Raw genomic sequence first — 18,600 nt, forward strand, 5'->3', positions numbered from 1 at the left:
TGCGACACAGTAGAGACAAACCATGAGCCAAAACGACACTATCGTCGCCCAGGCCACCCCACCGGGACGCGGTGGTGTGGGCATTCTGCGCATCTCCGGCCTGAAGGCGAGAGATGTCGCGCAGGCGATGCTGGGCAAACTGCCTAAACCGCGCTACGCCGATTACCTGCCGTTCAAAGACAGCGACGGCAGCGCGCTGGATCAGGGCATTGCGCTATGGTTCCCAGGCCCAAACTCGTTCACCGGTGAAGACGTGCTGGAGCTTCAGGGCCACGGCGGCCCGGTGATCCTCGATCTGCTGCTAAAACGTATTCTGACGCTGCCGGGCGTACGCATTGCCAACCCGGGGGAGTTTTCCGAGCGCGCGTTTTTAAACGATAAGCTCGACCTGGCGCAGGCAGAAGCTATTGCCGACCTGATTGACGCCAGCTCTGAACAGGCAGCACGCTCCGCGCTGAACTCGCTTCAGGGGGCCTTCTCGGCACGTGTTAACCACCTTGTGGAAGCCCTCACTCACCTGCGCATCTACGTTGAAGCGGCGATCGACTTCCCGGACGAGGAGATCGATTTCCTCTCCGACGGTAAAATCGAAGCGCAGTTGAATGCGGTGATGGGCGATCTCGACGCCGTGCGCGCCGAAGCGCGTCAGGGCAGCCTGCTGCGCGAAGGAATGAAGGTGGTGATTGCTGGCCGCCCGAACGCCGGAAAATCGAGCCTGTTGAACGCCCTGGCGGGCCGTGAAGCGGCTATCGTCACCGACATCGCGGGCACCACCCGCGACGTACTGCGCGAACATATCCATATTGACGGCATGCCGCTGCATATCATCGATACCGCCGGTCTGCGCGACGCCAACGATGAAGTGGAGCGTATCGGCATCGAGCGTGCCTGGCAGGAAATTGAGCAGGCCGACCGCGTGCTGTTTATGGTCGACGGCACGACGACCGACGCCACCGACCCTGCTGACATCTGGCCGGACTTTATCGCCCGTCTGCCGGCAAACCTGCCGATCACCGTGGTACGTAACAAGGCCGATATCACCGGCGAAACGCTGGGGCTAAGTGAAGTAAATGGCCACTTACTTGTGCGCCTCTCCGCGCGTACCGGTGAAGGCGTCGACGTGCTGCGTAACCATCTCAAACAGAGCATGGGCTTCGAAAACAACATGGAAGGCGGCTTCCTGGCGCGTCGTCGCCACCTGCAGGCGCTTTCCGATGCCGCCGAACACCTCCAGCAGGGTAAAGCCCAGCTGCTTGGTGCCTGGGCCGGAGAGCTGCTGGCAGAAGAGCTGCGCCTGGCGCAGCAGAGCCTGAGTGAGATTACCGGGGAATTTACGTCTGACGATCTACTGGGGCGGATTTTCTCCAGCTTCTGTATTGGTAAGTAGTTTTGCCAGATAGCAGCTATGGCTTATCGGGCCTACGCGACATGTAGGCCCGATAAGCCAGGCACTACCAGGCAACCGATTTTCCTAACAGGAAATCACTGTTGTCCAAATGGCAACTCGTGTCATCGCACGCGCCCCAGTATGCTGAGCGCCACATTTCTCGTGAGGTCGCCATGACACGCTTTCTCGTCTGCTGTTTTGCCCTGGTTTTACTCTATCCCGCCGGTATTGATATGTACCTGGTGGGATTACCGCGTATCGCCGCTGATTTACAGGCCAGCGAAGCGCAGCTACACATCGCGTTTTCGGTCTATCTGGCCGGGATGGCAACCGCGATGCTGTTCGCCGGGAAGGTGGCGGACCAATCGGGCCGCAAGCCGGTAGCGATTGTCGGGGCGCTGATCTACATCGCCGCTTCCGCTATCTGTTCGCTGGCGGAAAGCGGCCCCCCCTTCCTGGTGGGGCGTTTTATTCAGGGGATCGGGGCTGGCTGTTGCTACGTCGTGGCGTTCGCTATCCTGCGCGATACGCTCGACGATCGCTTGCGGGCCAAGGTGCTGTCGCTGCTTAATGGCATCACCTGCATCGTGCCGGTACTCGCACCGGTGCTGGGGCACCTGATTATGCTCAAATATCCGTGGCAGAGTCTGTTCTACACGATGATTGGCATGGGAGTGGTGGTCTTCCTGCTGTCGGTGTTTGTGCTGCGAGAATCGCGCCCGGCGACGCTACCTGCCTCGGCAGGCCATACGCCGGGAGCCGAGTCGTTGATAAATCGCTTTTTCCTCAGCCGTCTGGCGATCACCACGCTGAGCGTGTCGGTGATCCTCACCTTCGTAAACACCTCACCGGTGCTGCTGATGGAGGTCATGGGCTTTGACCGTGGCGAATATGCCACGACCATGGCGATGACCGCAGGCGTCAGCATGGCGGTGTCATTCTCAACGCCGTTCGCTCTGAGCCTATTTAAACCCCGCACTCTCATGCTGGCATCGCAGGTGCTTTTTCTGGCGGCGGGGATTGTGCTCACGCTTGCCGGTACACACGCCGTTACGCTCTTCGGGCTGACCTTAATTTGCGCAGGGTTCTCGGTAGGCTTTGGCGTTGCCATGAGTCAGGCGCTGGGGCCATTCTCGCTGCGGGCAGGGGTTGCCAGTTCGGCGCTGGGTATTGCTCAGGTCTGCGGTTCGTCGCTGTGGATATGGCTGTCGGCCATCCTGGGTCTTGATGCGCTGAATATGCTGATCGGGATTCTGATTGGCTGTAGCATAGTGTGCATACTGCTGATTATCTCAGTGGCTCCTAACCGGTCTGCGCCAACACATGAAGAAGCCCCTCTCCAGTCTCGATCTTAATTTACTGCTATGCCTCCAGCTTCTGATGCAGGAGCGCAGCGTTACCAAAACCGCCAAACGGATGAACGTCACGCCGTCGGCGGTCAGTAAGTCGCTGTCGAAGCTGCGAGCCTGGTTTGACGATCCGCTGTTTGTGAACACCCCGCTTGGGCTGACGCCGACGCCGCTGATGGTCAGCATGGAGCAAAGCCTGGCCGAGTGGATGCAGATGGGCAATCAGTTGCTGGATAAACCGCATCACGAAACGCCACGCGGGCTGAAGTTCGACCTGGTCGCCGAAACGCCGCTGGTAATGATCATGTTCAACCAACTCTCCAGCCAGATTTATCAGCGCTACCCGCAGGCGACCATCAAAGTGCGTAACTGGGACTATGATTCGCTGGATGCGATTATTCGCGGTGAAGTCGATATCGGCTTCACCGGGCGTGAAAGTCATCCCCGCTCACGCGAGCTGCTGAGCCTGCTGCCGCTGTCGATAGACTACGAGGTACTGTTTACCGACCTGCCCTGGGTCTGGCTGCGTGAGGACCATCCAGCGCTTCAGGAAGAGTGGAATCTGGAAACATTCCTGCGCTACCCGCACATCAGTATCTGCTGGGAACAAAGCGATACCTGGGCGCTGGACGACGTATTGCAGGAGATGGGGCGCGAGCGCCATATCGCGCTCAGCCTGCCGGGCTTTGAACAGTCACTGTTTATGGCCGCCCAACCGGATCACCAGATGATCGCCACCGCGCCACGCTACTGCCAGCATTATAACCAACTGCACAACCTGCCTTTAGTGCCTCGCCCGCTACCGTTTGATGCCGTGCAGCGGGAAAAACTGCAGGTGCCGTTTACCCTACTCTGGCATAAACGAAATAGTCACAACCCGAAAATTATTTGGCTCCGTGATACCCTCAAAGCCTTATATCTCGCTGTTTCCTGACTCATTATTCGTAAAAATAATACGTTTCAGTTAGGGCGAAGTGTAAAAGTCGCGTAATACCCCTTTTCAATCGCACTTTTAGGCAGTAAAACCTGATCATAACTGGCGTAAATGTTACTCTCGTCATATCCACAGTCCATTAATCACGGAGCGAAAAATGGCGACGCACTTTGCAAGAGGGATCCTTAAGGACGGACATCTACTATCGGTCAGGCTCTCATCCACCAGCCATAATATTGCGCGCCAGCTGCCGGCCCATCGCCGGACCCGCTACCTGGCTTCCCGCGCTTTGCTGGCGGAATTGCTGTTTATGCTGTATGGCATTAGCGAACTGCCTGAAATCGAGACTCAGGAAGAAGGTAAACCGTACTTTAAGGACAGCCATCTGCCTGATTTTTCTATCGCTTATGCTGGTAACATCGTCGGCGTAGCCCTCACCACTGAAGGCCAGTGCGGCCTCGATATGGAACTGCTGCGCACGCTGCGCAATACCCCGCAGGCCACGATGATGGAAAGCTACCGCTTTACCAGCAATGAGAATCTGTGGATCAACAACCAGAACGATCCACATGAAGCGCGCGCACAGCTCATCACGCTGCGTCAGAGCGTCCTCAAGCTGTCAGGTGACGTTCACCACGACTCCCCTCAGACGCTCCAGCTACTGCCCGGCTCAGGCCGCCTGCGTTCGGCATTAACCGATCAGCTTGAAGTCATCTGCGATGCCGAAGACGTGCTGGTCTGGTCGCTGGCCGCTTCACCGTCTATCGACAAACTCAAGGTTTGGGAGTTTGATGGTAAGCACGGCTGGCGTAGCCTGCCTGATGCCCAGACCCGGGCCAACGAACCTTCGGCACGCCTGATGAGATTCACCAGCCTACCGGCGGAGAAAGCGCTTATACTCAATTGATTCGGCTGGATTTCAGCCGCCATGATGGAAAAGGAGTAGTCATGTCTGAAACATTGAACGTTGTGACGTTACTGGGAAGCCTGCGCAAAGGCTCATTCAACGGTATGGTGGCGCGCACCCTGCCTAAAATCGCCCCGGCGGGCATGTCCGTTTCCGCACTGCCGTCGATTGGCGATATCCCGCTGTATGACGCGGACCTCCAGCAGGAAGACGGTTTCCCGCAAAGCGTGGAAGCGCTGGCAGAACAGATTCGCCAGGCCGACGGCGTGGTTATCGTTACGCCAGAGTACAACTATTCTGTGCCGGGTGGCCTGAAGAACGCTATCGACTGGCTCTCTCGTCTGCCGGATCAGCCGCTTTCAGGTAAACCGGTCCTGATTCAGACCAGCTCAATGGGCGCTATCGGCGGCGCGCGCTGCCAGTATCATCTGCGCCAGATTCTGGTGTTCCTGGATGCAATGGTCATGAACAAGCCGGAGTTTATGGGCGGCGTGATTCAGAATAAGGTCGACCCGCAGCTGGGTGAAGTGATTGAACAAGGGACGTTGGATCATTTGACCGGTCAGTTGACCGCATTTGGCGAGTACATTCAGCGCGTTAAAGCGTAAGTGCGGGCTGATGCCCTCACCCTGGCCCTCTCCCACAGGGAGAGGGTACAAACACTAAAGCCCTTTTCGATGAAAAGGGCTTACTGTTTATTTTGCGTCAATAAACACAATCTTCAGAATAAACAGCAGTGCGACAACAATCACGCACGGGCTGAGGTCGCGGAAACGACCGGTACCGATTTTCATCACGCAGTAAGAGATGAAGCCCAGCGCAATACCTTCTGTGATTGAGAAGCTGAACGGCATCATCACCGCGGTAATAAACGCAGGAACCGCTTCGGTCAGGTCATCCCACTTCACGCGAGACAGGCTGGATGTCATCAGGACACCCACGTAAATCAGCGCGCCCGCAGCCGCATAGCCCGGCACCATACCCGCCAGCGGCGACAGGAAGATAACCAGCAGGAACAGCAGACCAACCACTACCGCCGTCAGACCGGTACGACCGCCCACGGACACGCCGGAAGAAGATTCGATATACGCGGTGACGGAAGAGGTGCCGATAAAAGAGCCAGCAACCGAGGAGACGCTATCGACAAACAGCGCCTGCTTCATACGTGGGAACTTACCTTTGGCATCGGCCAGACCGGCTTTGTCAGTCACGCCAATCAGCGTACCGGAGGAGTCAAACAGGTTTACCAGCATGAAGGAGAAGATAACGCCCGCCAGACCCAGGTTGAAGGAGCCCGCCAGGTCAACATGACCGACCACAGTGGTAATGCTCGGCGGCGCAGAAACGATGCCGCTGTAGTGCACATCACCCAGCATCCAGCCCAGCAGCGTAGTTACCACGATAGAAACCAGCACCGCTGCGTGAATGTTGCGGGAAGCCAGAATCGCAATGATAAAGAAGCCCAGCACGCCCAGCAGTACGCTGTGAGAGGTCAGGTTACCGATAGAGACCAGCGTGTCCTGGTTTGCCACGATAACGCCGGCGTTTTTCAAGCCCATCATACCGATGAACAGACCGATACCGCTGGTGATACCTACGCGCAGGCTCACCGGGATATTGGCAATCATCCAGTAACGCACGCGGAAAATCGTCAACAGCAGCAGACCGATTGCGCCCCAGAAGATAGCGCCCATACCGACCTGCCACGGCAGGCCCATCGCCTGCACGACGACGAACGCGAAGAACGCGTTCAAGCCCATTGCCGGTGCCAGTGCGACCGGCAGGTTGGCAAAGATGCCCATCAGAATACTGCCCAGCGCCGCGATCAGGCAGGTAGTAACAAACACTGCGCTGGTGTCCATGCCAGCTACGCCAAGAATTTGCGGGTTAACGAAAACGATGTAGACCATCGTCAGGAAGGTCGTGAAACCGGCGATCACTTCGGTACGTGCCGTCGTGCCGTGCTCGCGCAGTTTAAACACGCGCTCCAGAATCCCCTGACCGGAAGCCGGGGTGGTGTGTTGTTGACTCATTATTAATTTCCGCAGACATGGAAGGAAAATTCGTCGCTATCCTATACCAAAATGCGACAATAGGCGCGGTTGCGAGATACTTTTTTTCATTGATTTTGCTTATACGGCAACGATTGCGTCTCTCAATTCGGCATTACGTAAACGTTAAACTTGTTAAAAAGGAAATGACATGTCCGGAGTTGAAGCGGTTTTTTTCGACTGTGACGGTACGCTGGTAGACAGCGAAGTGATCTGTTCACGGGCCTACGTCCATATGTTTAAAACATTTGGCATCACGCTCGATCTGGAAGAGATTTTTAAACGTTTCAAGGGCGTAAAGCTCTACGAGATTATCGACATCATCAACGATGAGCACGGCACTCAGTTGGAAAAAGCGGAGTTAGAACCGGTTTACCGCGCCGAGGTCGCACGCCTGTTCGACACCGAGCTGGAGGTGATTGCCGGGGCGAATGCGTTGCTCGACGCGGTTAGCGTACCGATGTGCGTCGTGTCGAACGGCCCGGTCAGCAAAATGCAGCATTCGCTCGGCAAGCTGCACATGCTGCACCATTTCCCGGATAAGCTGTTCAGCGGCTACGATATCCAACGCTGGAAGCCAGACCCGGCGCTGATGCACCATGCGGCGAAGGCAATGAATGTGGACGTGGAGAAGTGCATTCTGGTGGATGACTCTTCCGCTGGCGCGCAGTCGGGGATTGATGCGGGCATGGAGGTGTTCTACTTCTGTGCAGATCCGCACAACAAACCGATCGTTCACCCGAAGGTGACGACGTTTACCGATCTGGCGGAACTGCCTGCACTGTGGAAAGCACGCGGCTGGGACATTACGCGATAGAAAACAAAAAACCTGCCGCGGCAGGTTTTTTTACGCTATTGAAGCAATCACTCTTTCGGGTCTTTCCCCGCCAGCAGCTTATCCAGCTCATCGCCGCCCACGTGACGGAAATCTTGCCCCTTCACGAAGTAGAAGATGTATTCGCAGATATTCTGGCAGCGGTCACCGATACGCTCGATAGAGCGCGCACAGAACAGCGCGGTCAGCACGCTTGGAATGGTGCGCGAGTCTTCCATCATATAGGTCATCAGCTGGCGCACGATGCCTTCATATTCCTGGTCAACTTTCTTATCTTCACGATAGATACGTACCGCTTCGTCGAGGTCCATACGCGCGAACGCGTCCAGCACGTCATGCAGCATCTGCACGGTGTGGCGGCCCAGCGATTCCAGGCTGACCAGCAGCGGCTGGTGCTGCTGGGAGAATTTCTCCAGCGCGGTGCGACAGATTTTATCCGCAACGTCACCAATACGTTCCAGCTCGGCGATGGTTTTAATAATCGCCATCACCAGACGCAGATCGCTCGCGGTTGGCTGGCGCTTGGCGATGATGCGCACGCAGGCTTCATCAATCGCCACTTCCATCATATTGACGTGCTTATCGCCGTCGATGACGCGCTTTGCCAGTTCACTATCCTGGTTGTGCATGGCGGTAATCGCATCAGACAACTGCTGCTCTACCATGCCGCCCATGGTCATCACCTGGGTGCGGATGCTTTCCAGTTCTGCGTTGAACTGGCCGGAAATATGTTTATTAAGGTTTAAATTATCCATCATTTCTCCAAATGCCCAAAAGATTTCGAGCGAGAACAAGGTGGCAACTGCGCGAATCCCCGGGAGCGTAGTCTACTACGTGACCGGGGTGAGCAAAGGCAGCCAACGCGGTTATCGCTTGAAAGCTGAAGGGCATCAACCGTAGCGGCCAGTAATGTAATCTTCAGTTTGTTTCTTCGCAGGCTTGGTGAACAGATCGTCCGTGTTACTGAACTCAATCAACTCGCCCAGGTACATAAATGCCGTGTGGTCGGAGCAACGTGCAGCCTGCTGCATGTTGTGAGTCACGATCACCACGGTGTAGTCCTCTTTCAGCTCGGTAATCAGCTCTTCGATACGCCCGGTGGAGATCGGGTCAAGAGCGGAACACGGCTCATCCAGCAGCAGAACTTCTGGGCGAATCGCGATACCACGCGCGATGCACAGACGCTGCTGCTGACCACCGGAGAGAGAGTACCCGCTCTGGTGCAGTTTATCCTTGGTTTCGTTCCATAATGCGGCCTTGGTCAAAGCCCACTGCACGCGTTCGTCCATATCGGTGCGGGAGAGCTTTTCAAACAGGCGCACGCCGAAGGCGATGTTGTCGTAAATCGACATCGGGAACGGTGTTGGCTTCTGGAACACCATACCCACTTTGGCACGCAGCAGGGCGATATCCTGGGTATTGGTGAGAATATTATCGCCATCCAGCAGAATTTCGCCTTCTGCGCGCTGCTCCGGGTACAGTTCAAACATCTTGTTGAAGGTACGCAGCAGCGTCGATTTACCGCAGCCTGACGGGCCGATAAACGCCGTTACCTGGTTTTTGGCGATATCCAGGTTGATGTTCTTCAGGGCATGGAATTTGCCGTAGTAGAAGTTCAGGTCACGTACTGAAATTTTACCCGGAGTTGTGTTCACCATACTCATCTCAATCTCTTCCTCATCCAGCGCCGCCGTCGTTGGCCGCGCCGTAAAAAATTAACCGTGTTTCTTCTTCGCGAAAATAACGCGCGCCAGAATGTTCAGCAGCAGTACGCACAGAGTGATAATCAGCACCCCGGCCCAGGCCAGTTGCTGCCACTCAGCAAACGGGCTCATCGCAAATTTAAAGATGGTCACCGGCAGGTTGGCGATGGGCTGCATCATGTCGGTGCTCCAGAACTGGTTGGAGAGCGCGGTAAACAGCAGCGGGGCCGTTTCACCGGCGATACGCGCAATAGCCAGCAGGATACCGGTCATAATCCCGGAGATAGACGCTTTCAGCGTAATCGCAGAGATCATCTTCCACTTCGGCGTGCCCAGCGCGTAGGCTGCTTCACGCAGGCTATCCGGCACCAGTTTCAGCATGTTCTCGGTGGTACGAATAACGATAGGCACCTGCAGCAGCGCCAGCGCAATCACGCCCGCCCAGCCGGAGAAGTGCTGCATCTGCGCCACCACGATGGTGTAGACGAACAGGCCGACCACGATGGAGGGTGCGGAGAGCAGAATATCGTTAATAAAGCGAATCACTTCAGCAAGCCAGGATTTACGCCCGTACTCCGCCAGATAGATGCCTGCCATAATGCCCAGTGGGGTACCGATAACGGTCGACCACAGGATCAGCAGGCCGCTGCCCGCCAGGGCGTTAGCCAGGCCACCGCCAGCCGTGTTTGGCGGCGGCGTCATTTCGGTAAACAGCGCCAGCGACATACCGTCGATGCCGCGGGTAATGGTCGCCATCAGGATCCACACCAGCCAGAACAGGCCGAAGATCATGGTAGCCATCGACAGCGTCAGCGCAATGCGGTTCTTCATGCGGCGACGCGCCTGCATCTTGCGGCGAGACTCCGCCAGCGCAGCGGTGCTTTGCATTTCCAGCGTCGTCATTAGCGTGCCCCCTCGTTTTTCGCCAGGCGCATAATCATGAACTTCGATGCCGCCAGCACGATAAAGGTAATCGCAAACAGGATAAGACCCAGTTCCATCAGCGCGGAGACATGCAGGCCAGATTCCGCTTCGGCGAATTCGTTCGCCAGTGCGGAGGTAATGCTGTTGCCCGGCATATACAGCGATGCGCTGTCGAGCTGGTAGGTGTTACCGATGATAAAGGTTACTGCCATCGTTTCACCCAACGCGCGGCCCAGGCCGAGCATCACGCCGCCTATGACCCCGTTTTTGGTGAACGGCAGAACGATACGCCAGATAACTTCCCAGGTGGTGCAGCCGATACCGTAGGCCGACTCTTTCATCATCACCGGGGTTTGTTCGAACACATCGCGCATAACGGCGGAGATATACGGGATGATCATGATGGCGAGGATAACCCCAGCCGCCAGGATACCGATACCAAACGCCGGGCCGGAGAACAGTGCACCGACAAACGGGATGTTAGAAAGGATATTGCCGACTGGCTCCTGGAAGTAGGTCGCGAACAGCGGAGCAAAGATAAATAGCCCCCACATGCCGTAAACGATGCTGGGAATGGCCGCCAGCAGTTCAATCGCGATACCTAACGGGCGTTTCAGCCAGTTGGGTGCCAGTTCAGTCAGGAAGAGTGCGATACCGAAGCTCACCGGAACGGCGATCAGCAGCGCGATAAAGGAGGTCACGAGCGTACCGTAAATCGGTACCAGCGCACCGTAGATGTCGTTAGGCGCATCCCACTCTTTGGTCCACAGGAAGGCGAAGCCGAACTTCTCCATACTTGGCCAAGAAGAGATGATCAGAGAGACGATAATCCCACCCAACATCAATAGCACAATCAGCGCAGCCAGTCTTACCAGCGCGCTGAATATCATGTCACCCTTTTTACCCGGTGGGTTAAAAGCAGGCTTAGTTGCAGCCATAAATCACTCTTTCCAGTTTAAAATCCGCCACGACGCTTACACGTTGCCCGGCGTTTCCGCCGGGCTACCGTAATCAGTACAGCGCTTTACCGCTGCTGTCTTTCACGTTGGTCTTCCATGCAGCACGAACCTGCTCAACCACGCTCTGAGGCAGAGTGGCGTAATCAAGCTCGTTCGCCTGTTTGCCGCCGTTTTTATACGCCCAGTCAAAGAACTTCAGCACTTCAGCACCTTGCTCAGGTTTCTGCTGCTGTTTATGAACCAGGATGAAGGTGGTGGAGGTAATCGGCCACGCGTTGTCACCTTTCTGGTTAGTCAGGTCCTGCGCGAAGGATTTGCTCCAGTCAACGCCTTTAGCAGCGTTAGCAAAGTTGTCTTCAGTCGGGCTAACCGGCTTGCCATCGGCAGAAACCAGTTTGGTGTAAGCCAGGTTGTTCTGCTTAGCGTAAGCATATTCAACGTAGCCGATGGAGCCTGGCAGACGCTGTACGAATGCCGCGATACCGTCGTTACCTTTACCGCCCAGACCGGTTGGCCAGTTTACGGTAGAGCCCGCGCCAATTTTGGATTTCCACTCTTCGTTCACTTTAGACAGGTAGCTGGTGAACACGAAAGAGGTACCGGAACCATCAGCACGACGCACAACGGCGATGTTCTGAGAAGGCAGCTTAACGCCCGGGTTCAGTTTGGTGATGGCAGCGTCATCCCACTTCTTGATTTTACCCAGGTAGATGTCGCCCAGGGTTTTACCGTCAAGCACCAGCTCGCCGGATTTCAGGCCAGGGATGTTAACAGCCAGAACCACACCGCCGATAACGGTCGGGAACTGGAACAGGCCTTCCTGAGCCAGTTTGTCGTCAGACAGCGGAGCATCAGATGCGCCGAAATCAACGGTGTTAGCGGTAATTTGTTTTACGCCACCGGAGGAGCCGATACCCTGGTAGTTTACTTTGCTACCGGTCTCTTTCTGATAGGTATCTGCCCATTTGGCATACACTGGCGCCGGGAAGGTTGCACCAGCACCCGTCAGGCTTGCTGCTGCAAAAGCAGAGAAAGCGCTCATCGATAAGGTCGCGGCGACAACAGTTGCGACAGTGGTACGCATAACTTTCATAATGTCTCCTGCAAGAATCCGTAAATGATTGTTTAGTGGCTACGAGGAGCAAAATAGGACAATCAGGTGACAGTTATATGTAAGGTTTATTACAGTTTAATGACAACGAAAACCACGCGAAAAACAATATTATTAAATCATTATAAATCATCATGTTATAAAAATAATTTACAATTAAATTACGGCAAGATTTTCTTTTTATGACAGCAAAAAAATCATGCTTTATGACAGTTTCTGATGACAAAAAAAATCCGGCTGTGCCTGAGGCAGAGCCGGATCGTTTTGACTAACCGAACTTATTCGACGGTAACCGACTTCGCCAGGTTACGCGGCTGGTCCACATCGGTGCCTTTGATCAGCGCCACGTGGTAAGCCAGCAGTTGCAGCGGCACGGTGTAGAAAATAGGTGCAATCACCTCTTCCACGTGCGGCATCTCGATGATGTGCATATTGTCGCTGTTGCTGAACGCCGCATCACGGTCGGCAAACACGTACAGCTCACCGCCGCGCGCGCGCACCTCTTCAATGTTGGACTTCAGTTTTTCCAGCAGTTCGTTATTCGGTGCGACGACGATAACCGGCATGTCCGCGTCGATAAGCGCCAGCGGGCCGTGTTTCAGCTCGCCTGCGGCATACGCTTCCGCGTGAATGTAGGAGATCTCTTTGAGCTTCAGCGCACCTTCAAGGGCAATCGGGTACTGATCGCCACGGCCCAGGAACAGCGCGTGATGCTTGTCGGAGAAATCTTCTGCAAGCGCTTCAATACGTTTGTCCTGAGACAGCATCTGCTCGATGCGGCTTGGCAGCGCCTGCAGCGCATGAACAATCTCATGCTCCACGGACGCATCCGCCCCTTTCAGGCGCGCCATCTTCGCCACCAGCATCAGCAGAACCGTCAGCTGGGTGGTGAATGCTTTAGTGGACGCCACGCCAATTTCAGCCCCGGCGTTGGTCATAATCGCCAGATCGGACTCACGCACCAGCGATGAACCCGCGACGTTACAAACCGCCAGCGAGCCCAGGTAACCCAGCTCTTTGGTCAAACGCAGGCCAGCCAGCGTATCGGCGGTTTCGCCAGACTGCGACAGGGTAATCACCAGGCTGTTCGGGCGAACGGCAGATTTGCGATAGCGGAATTCCGAGGCAATTTCGACGTCACACGGCATGCCCGCCAGTGATTCAAACCAGTAGCGCGCGACCATCCCTGAGTTATAGGAGGTGCCGCAGGCGATAATCTGGATATGCTCAACGCGAGAAAGCAGCGCATCGGCCTGTGGGCCCAGCTCGCTGAGATCCACTTCGCCGTGGCTGATACGCCCGGTTAAGGTGTTTTTGATGGCGTTCGGCTGTTCGTAGATCTCTTTCTGCATGTAGTGGCGATAGATACCTTTATCGCCCGCGTCATATTGCAGGTTAGATTCGATCTCCTGACGCTTCACGCTGGCACCGGACTTATCGAATACCGCAACCGAACGGCGCGTTACTTCGGCAATATCGCCCTCTTCGAGGAAGATAAAGCGACGGGTCACCGGCAACAGCGCCAGTTGGTCAGAAGCGATAAAGTTCTCACCCATGCCGAGGCCGATAACCAGCGGGCTACCGGAACGCGCGGCCAGCAGCGTGCTTGGGTCGCGAGAGTCCATGATAACCGTGCCGTAAGCACCACGCAGCTGCGGAATAGCGCGCAGCACGGCTTCACGCAGAGTACCGCCCTGTTCCATCTCCCAGTGCACCAGGTGAGCGATCACCTCGGTGTCGGTCGCTGAAACAAAAACATAGCCACGCGCCTGCAGCATTTCGCGCAGCGGTTCATGGTTTTCGATGATGCCGTTATGCACCACCGCAATGTGGTCAGAAACATGCGGATGCGCGTTGCCTTCCGACGGTTCGCCGTGGGTTGCCCAGCGGGTGTGAGCAATACCGGTACCGCCCACCAGCGGATGTTCTTCCGCGGCTTGCGACAGCATCTGGACTTTCCCCAGACGACGCAGGCGGGTCATATGACCTTCAGCGTCTACTACGGCCAGACCAGCAGAGTCATAGCCACGGTATTCCAGGCGACGGAGACCTTCGAGAAGGATTTCAGCTACATCACGTTGCGCGACTGCGCCAACAATTCCACACATAGTTTTATATTCCGATTTTGGCATTATGCCATGCGTTGTCGGTCAACCTGTTGCCCGTATTCCGGGCGCCCCGAGCCTTGTAGAGAGTGGGGTTATTTTTATAGGTACTGCTTTTTGGGCGGGAGATTATGTTATCTCCTCACCCATGTAGGCCTGTATCAGGTCTACAGAAATTACTTTTTCTTCACCGGACGCTGCCAGCCTTGCTTGTGTACCTGCGGTACGCGGCTCAGCACCAGTTCGTTATCAGCAACGTCGCGGGTCACGGTGGTACCGGCCGCGATGGTCACGCCTTTGCCAATCGTTACCGGCGCCACCAGCTGGCTGTCGGAACCGACAAAGACGTCGTCGCCAATAATCGTTTTAAACTTGTTGGCGCCATCGTAGTTGCAGGTAATGGTACCCGCGCCGATGTTAACGTTGTCGCCAATTTCCGCATCGCCGAGGTAGGTCAGATGACCGGCTTTTGAGCCTTTACCCAGACGCGCTTTTTTCATTTCGACGAAGTTACCCACGTGTGCGCCTTCCAGCAGCTCAGCGCCAGGACGCAGACGGGCGAACGGGCCGATGGTGCAGGCCGCTTCCAGATGGGCATCTTCCACCACGCTGTACGGGCTGATTTCGCAGTCGTCGCCGATGGTCGCGTTTTTAATCACGCAGCCTGCGCCGATTTTGACGCGATGGCCCAGCACGACGTTGCCTTCAAGGATAACGTTAGTATCAATTTCAACATCGCGCCCATGAGACAAGGTGCCGCGCAGGTCAAAACGCGCCGGGTCACGCAGCATTACGCCTGCCAGCAGCAGTTTTTCTGCCTGCTCGGACTGATAAATACGCTCAAGGCGAGAAAGCTGCAGGCGGTTATTCACGCCGTCAGTTTCACTGATACGCGCCGGGTGAACGGCGGCAATCTCACGGCCTTCGCGGTATGCCATGGCGATGATATCGGTGATATAGAACTCGCCCTGCGCATTGTTATTGTCGAGCTTCGCCAGCCAGCGCTTCAGGTCCGCGCCGTTAGCAATCAGGATACCGGTATTGATTTCCTGAATCTTACGCTGTGCTTCGGTGGCATCTTTGTGCTCAACGATGCCGGTCACTTTGCCGTTCTCACGGGTAATACGGCCATAACCGCTTGGATCGTCCAGCACCACCGTCAGCAGGCCAATTCCGCCCTGCGGCTTGGCTTCACGCAGGCGCTGCAGCGTTTCAACGGAGATCAGCGGCACGTCGCCGTAGAGCATCAGAATATCTTCGTCATCCGCGAAGAACGGCGCAGCCTGCTGCATCGCATGACCGGTGCCCAGCTGTTCAGCCTGCAGCACCCAGTTCAGGTTGTCATCGGATAAAGCTTGCTTCAGTAAATCACCGCCGTGACCGTACACCAGGTGGACCTGGTTCGCGCCAACATGATTCGCGGCATCAATGACATGCTGCACCATCGGCTTGCCGGCCAGGGTATGCAACACTTTTGGAAGATCGGAATACATACGCGTGCCTTTGCCAGCGGCAAGGATCACAACGCTCATGGTACGGTTAGACATAGGTATCCTGTCTGTAGATTAAGTATGAAGTAAAGCGGGTTAACGTTGAAAATTCTACATATTTTTCGCCATGAAATGGCCTGCTGATAAAACGCTCAACATTACCTTTCGCCCTGTTTTTCTTCCCTTATTTTCGTCCATATCAAACGCATTTGTCTCGTAAGAAATCAGCCCAATCGCGGGTTAGCGCGCTATCTCTCTGCTTATATTGTTTTTTTGACACCTGAATAAAGGCCACATCATATTTAAAACACTGTTTTATTTACTCGATATTGTGACGAGCGAAAAAGAAACAGCGTTTTGATTTGTTGATAATTACGGCGCTCAACCATTCAGGAAGATGATATGAAAAAGAAAATACCTCTGGCTCTGACTCTTTGTAGCGCAGCACTCTCCCTCTCGGCACAGGCCCAGGCGCCCCAGCAATGGAAGGCGATCGCTTTTGGGCAATCCACTGACGTTAACTTCTCCTCTAACGTGTTGCCGGAGAAGGTTGGCGTTAACAACGTGACGATTGATGGTAAGACGCTGACCCCGCAGCAAATTGCCTCACTCAGTAAACCTATCACCATTGAAAGCCGCGGCGGTAAGATTGCCAACTCGCACGACGGCCTGACTTTTTTCTACACCACGCTGCCGAGCGATGAGAATTTTGTTCTCTCTGCTACGGTTACCGTCGATCAGTTTGGCCCGGAAAATGGCGCCAAACCGGCCGCTCAGGAAGGGGCTGGACTGCTGGTACGCGATATTATCGGCACGCCTCGTCAGGAGCCGTTGAAAGAGGGCTATGAAGAGTTTCCTGCGGCTTCAAATATGGTGATGAACGCCATCATGACCCAGGATAAAAAAGACGATTATCGCGTTAAGCTACAGGCTATCTCACGCAACGGCATCACCCAACCTTGGGGTAATGCGGGCTCTGAGATTAAAAAGGTGAGCTATAAGGAAGGCGTTGACCTGCGAGAGTCGCCGACCTTCCGCCTTAAGCTCGAGCGAACGAATGAAGGCTTTATTACCGCCTGGGCGCCGGTCGGCAGCGAAGAGTGGGTCATCCAGCAGGTGCCGAATGCCGATCTGATTTCGGTGCAGGATAAAAAGCAGTATTACGTGGGGTTCTTTGCTTCCCGTAATGCGAAAATCACCGTCAGCGACGCCTCTCTGACGACGTCGGCTGCGCAGACCGTGGCCTCGAAGCCGTTTGTGGCAAAATCCTGGCCGGTGGTGATGCAGGTGGCATCAGGCAGCCAGAGTGCAGGCCAGAACTATACCTTACAGGCGCGGGCCAACTACGATGGTCAGTTCTCGGTGCGCCAGAACGAAGTGGTGATCGGGGAGAATAAACCGGTGAAAGCCGGTGAGATGTTTACCCTGCCAACGAAGCTCGCCGAGAGCAACAACTTCCAGATTACCTTTACCCCCACCAGCGGTCGCGATCGTTCGCCGGTTGAACAGCAGCTTTCCGTTAGCCAGCACAAAGCCACGGTAAGCAGTACGCTGTACGCCGCCGCCGACGGTAAAGCCGATGCCAAAGGCACGGCAGAAGCGCCAATGGATCTGGCCACCGCCATCGCGCTTGTACCACCTGGCGGTAAAGTGGTACTGGCGGCAGGTGACTACGCGAAGACCGATATCCCACTCTCCGCAAGCGGCCTTGAAAAGGGTCGTAAAACGCTGGAAGCGGCGGGTAAAGCGGTTATCCGCGGGATGCTGCTGGACGGCCACTACTGGACGATTCGCGGCGTGGATATTACCGACAAAAGCCTGCGTATTCAGGGAAGCCACAACCTTATCGAGAACGTCACCGCCTATCACAATGACGACACCGGCATTCAGATCTCTTCCGTCGATAAGATCGGTCGCCCATTGTGGGCAAGCCATAACCGTGTGGTGAACTCTGAATCTTACAGCAATGAAGATCCGGGTAAGATCAACGCTGACGGTTTTGCGGTGAAGATGCGCGTGGGTGAAGGTAACCGCCTGGAAGGGTGCTACTCGCATGACAATATTGACGACGGTTTCGATCTGTTCAACAAGATTGAGGATGGTGCGAACGGCGTGGTGGTGATTGAGAACTCCATTGCCCGCAACAATACCAGCAACGGCTTTAAACTCGGCGGTGAAGGCCAGCCTGTGGCCCACGAAATTCGCAACAGTATCGCCATGGGCAACCATCTCGATGGTTTCACCGACAACTTCAACCCGGGCAAACTGGTGGTGGTGAACAACGTTGCCGTTGATAACCAGCGCTTTAACTTTATCTTCCGCCCAAGCCCATACGGTGACGCCGCTACTCAGGGTGTGTTCAGCGACAATATTTCGCTGCGCAGTCAGCCGGGGAAATATGACGATGCAGTGGTCGGGAACGTTGATGCCACCAACTACTTCATCGAGAAGGGAAAAAGCGTTAATACCGAAGGAAAGGAACTGCGCGCAGAAGATTTCCAGTCGCTGTCGTTACCGCAGCCGCTGACCCGTAATGCGGACGGGAGCTTTAATACCGGGAATTTCCTGACTAAGGATTAAGAAACCGCTTCCCCGGCGGCGCTTCGCCTGGCCGGGCTACATGCTTGGGTAGCCCGAACGAGGTGCAACAGCACCGACTCCGGGAAATTCTCCGGCCTACAAAATACAAAGGTCGCCATAAGGCGACCTTTTTCGTTTTTGGTTCTGTTTACACCGCGTGTGTTGTGGTTTTCGTTAGCGGTACAGCGCTTAACAGAACGGCACCTGACCTACAGGTGAGGCGGCCAGTGCGGTCATCAACCTTACAGGTTGAAAGTACCGAAAG

Annotated in this window: 15 protein-coding genes; 7 read left to right on the forward strand and 8 right to left on the reverse strand. The window is 55.3% G+C overall.

Annotation, left to right across the window (positions count from 1 at the left end):
- Positions 1 to 22 precede the first annotated feature (22 nt).
- From mnmE to FHC49_RS21035, 5 genes are all read left to right on the forward strand, one after another.
- On the forward strand, positions 23 to 1,387 hold the full coding sequence (mnmE, locus tag FHC49_RS21015; RefSeq protein WP_220440789.1) for a tRNA uridine-5-carboxymethylaminomethyl(34) synthesis GTPase MnmE: 1,365 nt from the start codon (positions 23 to 25) through the stop codon (positions 1,385 to 1,387).
- 173 nt (positions 1,388 to 1,560) lie between these two features.
- The gene (locus tag FHC49_RS21020; protein ID WP_220440790.1) at positions 1,561 to 2,742 is read left to right on the forward strand and encodes an MFS transporter; all 1,182 of its coding nucleotides are present in this window, start codon (positions 1,561 to 1,563) and stop codon (positions 2,740 to 2,742) included.
- A complete protein-coding gene (gene yidZ, locus FHC49_RS21025; RefSeq protein WP_185668156.1) occupies positions 2,711 to 3,670 on the forward strand; it encodes an HTH-type transcriptional regulator YidZ in 960 nt (319 codons plus the stop codon). The genes FHC49_RS21020 and yidZ overlap by 32 nt, the downstream gene beginning before the upstream one ends.
- A 157-nt stretch (positions 3,671 to 3,827) precedes the next feature.
- Positions 3,828 to 4,577, forward strand: coding sequence for a 4'-phosphopantetheinyl transferase superfamily protein (locus tag FHC49_RS21030; protein WP_185668157.1), 750 nt, complete (start codon positions 3,828 to 3,830; stop codon positions 4,575 to 4,577).
- A 41-nt stretch (positions 4,578 to 4,618) separates the two neighbouring features.
- On the forward strand, positions 4,619 to 5,185 hold the full coding sequence (locus tag FHC49_RS21035) for an NADPH-dependent FMN reductase (protein WP_123650965.1): 567 nt from the start codon (positions 4,619 to 4,621) through the stop codon (positions 5,183 to 5,185).
- Positions 5,186 to 5,272: 87 nt separating this feature from the next.
- On the opposite strand, the gene adeP is transcribed toward FHC49_RS21035, so the two are convergent.
- Positions 5,273 to 6,610 carry an adenine permease AdeP gene (gene adeP, locus FHC49_RS21040; RefSeq protein ID WP_185668158.1) on the reverse strand — a complete coding sequence of 446 codons (1,338 nt, stop codon included), beginning with the start codon at positions 6,608 to 6,610 and terminating at the stop codon, positions 5,273 to 5,275.
- 169 nt (positions 6,611 to 6,779) lie between these two features.
- On the opposite strand from adeP, the gene yieH reads away from it, so the two are divergent.
- The gene (yieH, locus tag FHC49_RS21045) at positions 6,780 to 7,445 is read left to right on the forward strand and encodes a 6-phosphogluconate phosphatase (RefSeq protein WP_220440791.1); all 666 of its coding nucleotides are present in this window, start codon (positions 6,780 to 6,782) and stop codon (positions 7,443 to 7,445) included.
- A gap of 47 nt (positions 7,446 to 7,492) precedes the next feature.
- On the opposite strand, the gene phoU is transcribed toward yieH, so the two are convergent.
- The 7 genes from phoU to glmU all read right to left on the reverse strand — a co-directional run bounded on the left by phoU (position 7,493) and on the right by glmU (position 15,812).
- Entirely contained in the window at positions 7,493 to 8,218 is a 726-nt protein-coding gene (gene phoU, locus FHC49_RS21050) for a phosphate signaling complex protein PhoU (protein ID WP_012907987.1), read from the reverse strand.
- A gap of 135 nt (positions 8,219 to 8,353) precedes the next feature.
- Complete coding sequence (pstB, locus tag FHC49_RS21055) at positions 8,354 to 9,127, reverse strand: phosphate ABC transporter ATP-binding protein PstB (protein WP_035893601.1); 774 nt, start codon at positions 9,125 to 9,127, stop codon at positions 8,354 to 8,356.
- A 51-nt stretch (positions 9,128 to 9,178) separates the two neighbouring features.
- Positions 9,179 to 10,069, reverse strand: coding sequence for a phosphate ABC transporter permease PstA (gene pstA, locus FHC49_RS21060; RefSeq protein WP_185668160.1), 891 nt, complete (start codon positions 10,067 to 10,069; stop codon positions 9,179 to 9,181).
- Complete coding sequence (gene pstC / locus FHC49_RS21065; protein ID WP_106930132.1) at positions 10,069 to 11,028, reverse strand: phosphate ABC transporter permease PstC; 960 nt, start codon at positions 11,026 to 11,028, stop codon at positions 10,069 to 10,071. The genes pstA and pstC overlap by 1 nt, the downstream gene beginning before the upstream one ends.
- Before the next feature lie 73 nt (positions 11,029 to 11,101).
- A complete protein-coding gene (gene pstS, locus FHC49_RS21070; RefSeq protein ID WP_220440792.1) occupies positions 11,102 to 12,142 on the reverse strand; it encodes a phosphate ABC transporter substrate-binding protein PstS in 1,041 nt (346 codons plus the stop codon).
- Positions 12,143 to 12,438: 296 nt separating this feature from the next.
- Complete coding sequence (gene glmS, locus FHC49_RS21075) at positions 12,439 to 14,268, reverse strand: glutamine--fructose-6-phosphate transaminase (isomerizing) (protein ID WP_185668163.1); 1,830 nt, start codon at positions 14,266 to 14,268, stop codon at positions 12,439 to 12,441.
- Between the two features lie 173 nt (positions 14,269 to 14,441).
- Positions 14,442 to 15,812, reverse strand: coding sequence for a bifunctional UDP-N-acetylglucosamine diphosphorylase/glucosamine-1-phosphate N-acetyltransferase GlmU (glmU, locus tag FHC49_RS21080; RefSeq protein WP_220440793.1), 1,371 nt, complete (start codon positions 15,810 to 15,812; stop codon positions 14,442 to 14,444).
- A 345-nt stretch (positions 15,813 to 16,157) separates the two neighbouring features.
- Between glmU and FHC49_RS21085 the strand changes: the two genes are divergently transcribed.
- Positions 16,158 to 18,335 (forward strand): right-handed parallel beta-helix repeat-containing protein, encoded by a 2,178-nt coding sequence (locus tag FHC49_RS21085; RefSeq protein ID WP_220440794.1) that lies wholly within the window; start codon positions 16,158 to 16,160, stop codon positions 18,333 to 18,335.
- Positions 18,336 to 18,600 lie beyond the last annotated feature (265 nt).

This window comes from Kluyvera sp. EC_51, assembly GCF_019584505.1.
Lineage (GTDB): Bacteria > Pseudomonadota > Gammaproteobacteria > Enterobacterales > Enterobacteriaceae > Kluyvera > Kluyvera sichuanensis.

Coding starts and splice junctions, on each gene's coding strand:
- glmS (WP_185668163.1), bottom strand. CDS start 14,268: ATGTGTGGAATTGTTGGCGCAGTCGCGCAACGTGATGTAGCTGAAATC.
- adeP (WP_185668158.1), bottom strand. CDS start 6,610: ATGAGTCAACAACACACCACCCCGGCTTCCGGTCAGGGGATTCTGGAG.
- yieH (WP_220440791.1), top strand. CDS start 6,780: ATGTCCGGAGTTGAAGCGGTTTTTTTCGACTGTGACGGTACGCTGGTA.
- pstC (WP_106930132.1), bottom strand. CDS start 11,028: ATGGCTGCAACTAAGCCTGCTTTTAACCCACCGGGTAAAAAGGGTGAC.
- pstB (WP_035893601.1), bottom strand. CDS start 9,127: ATGAGTATGGTGAACACAACTCCGGGTAAAATTTCAGTACGTGACCTG.
- FHC49_RS21035 (WP_123650965.1), top strand. CDS start 4,619: ATGTCTGAAACATTGAACGTTGTGACGTTACTGGGAAGCCTGCGCAAA.
- glmU (WP_220440793.1), bottom strand. CDS start 15,812: ATGTCTAACCGTACCATGAGCGTTGTGATCCTTGCCGCTGGCAAAGGC.
- yidZ (WP_185668156.1), top strand. CDS start 2,711: ATGAAGAAGCCCCTCTCCAGTCTCGATCTTAATTTACTGCTATGCCTC.
- FHC49_RS21030 (WP_185668157.1), top strand. CDS start 3,828: ATGGCGACGCACTTTGCAAGAGGGATCCTTAAGGACGGACATCTACTA.
- FHC49_RS21085 (WP_220440794.1), top strand. CDS start 16,158: ATGAAAAAGAAAATACCTCTGGCTCTGACTCTTTGTAGCGCAGCACTC.
- pstA (WP_185668160.1), bottom strand. CDS start 10,069: ATGACGACGCTGGAAATGCAAAGCACCGCTGCGCTGGCGGAGTCTCGC.
- phoU (WP_012907987.1), bottom strand. CDS start 8,218: ATGGATAATTTAAACCTTAATAAACATATTTCCGGCCAGTTCAACGCA.
- mnmE (WP_220440789.1), top strand. CDS start 23: ATGAGCCAAAACGACACTATCGTCGCCCAGGCCACCCCACCGGGACGC.
- FHC49_RS21020 (WP_220440790.1), top strand. CDS start 1,561: ATGACACGCTTTCTCGTCTGCTGTTTTGCCCTGGTTTTACTCTATCCC.
- pstS (WP_220440792.1), bottom strand. CDS start 12,142: ATGAAAGTTATGCGTACCACTGTCGCAACTGTTGTCGCCGCGACCTTA.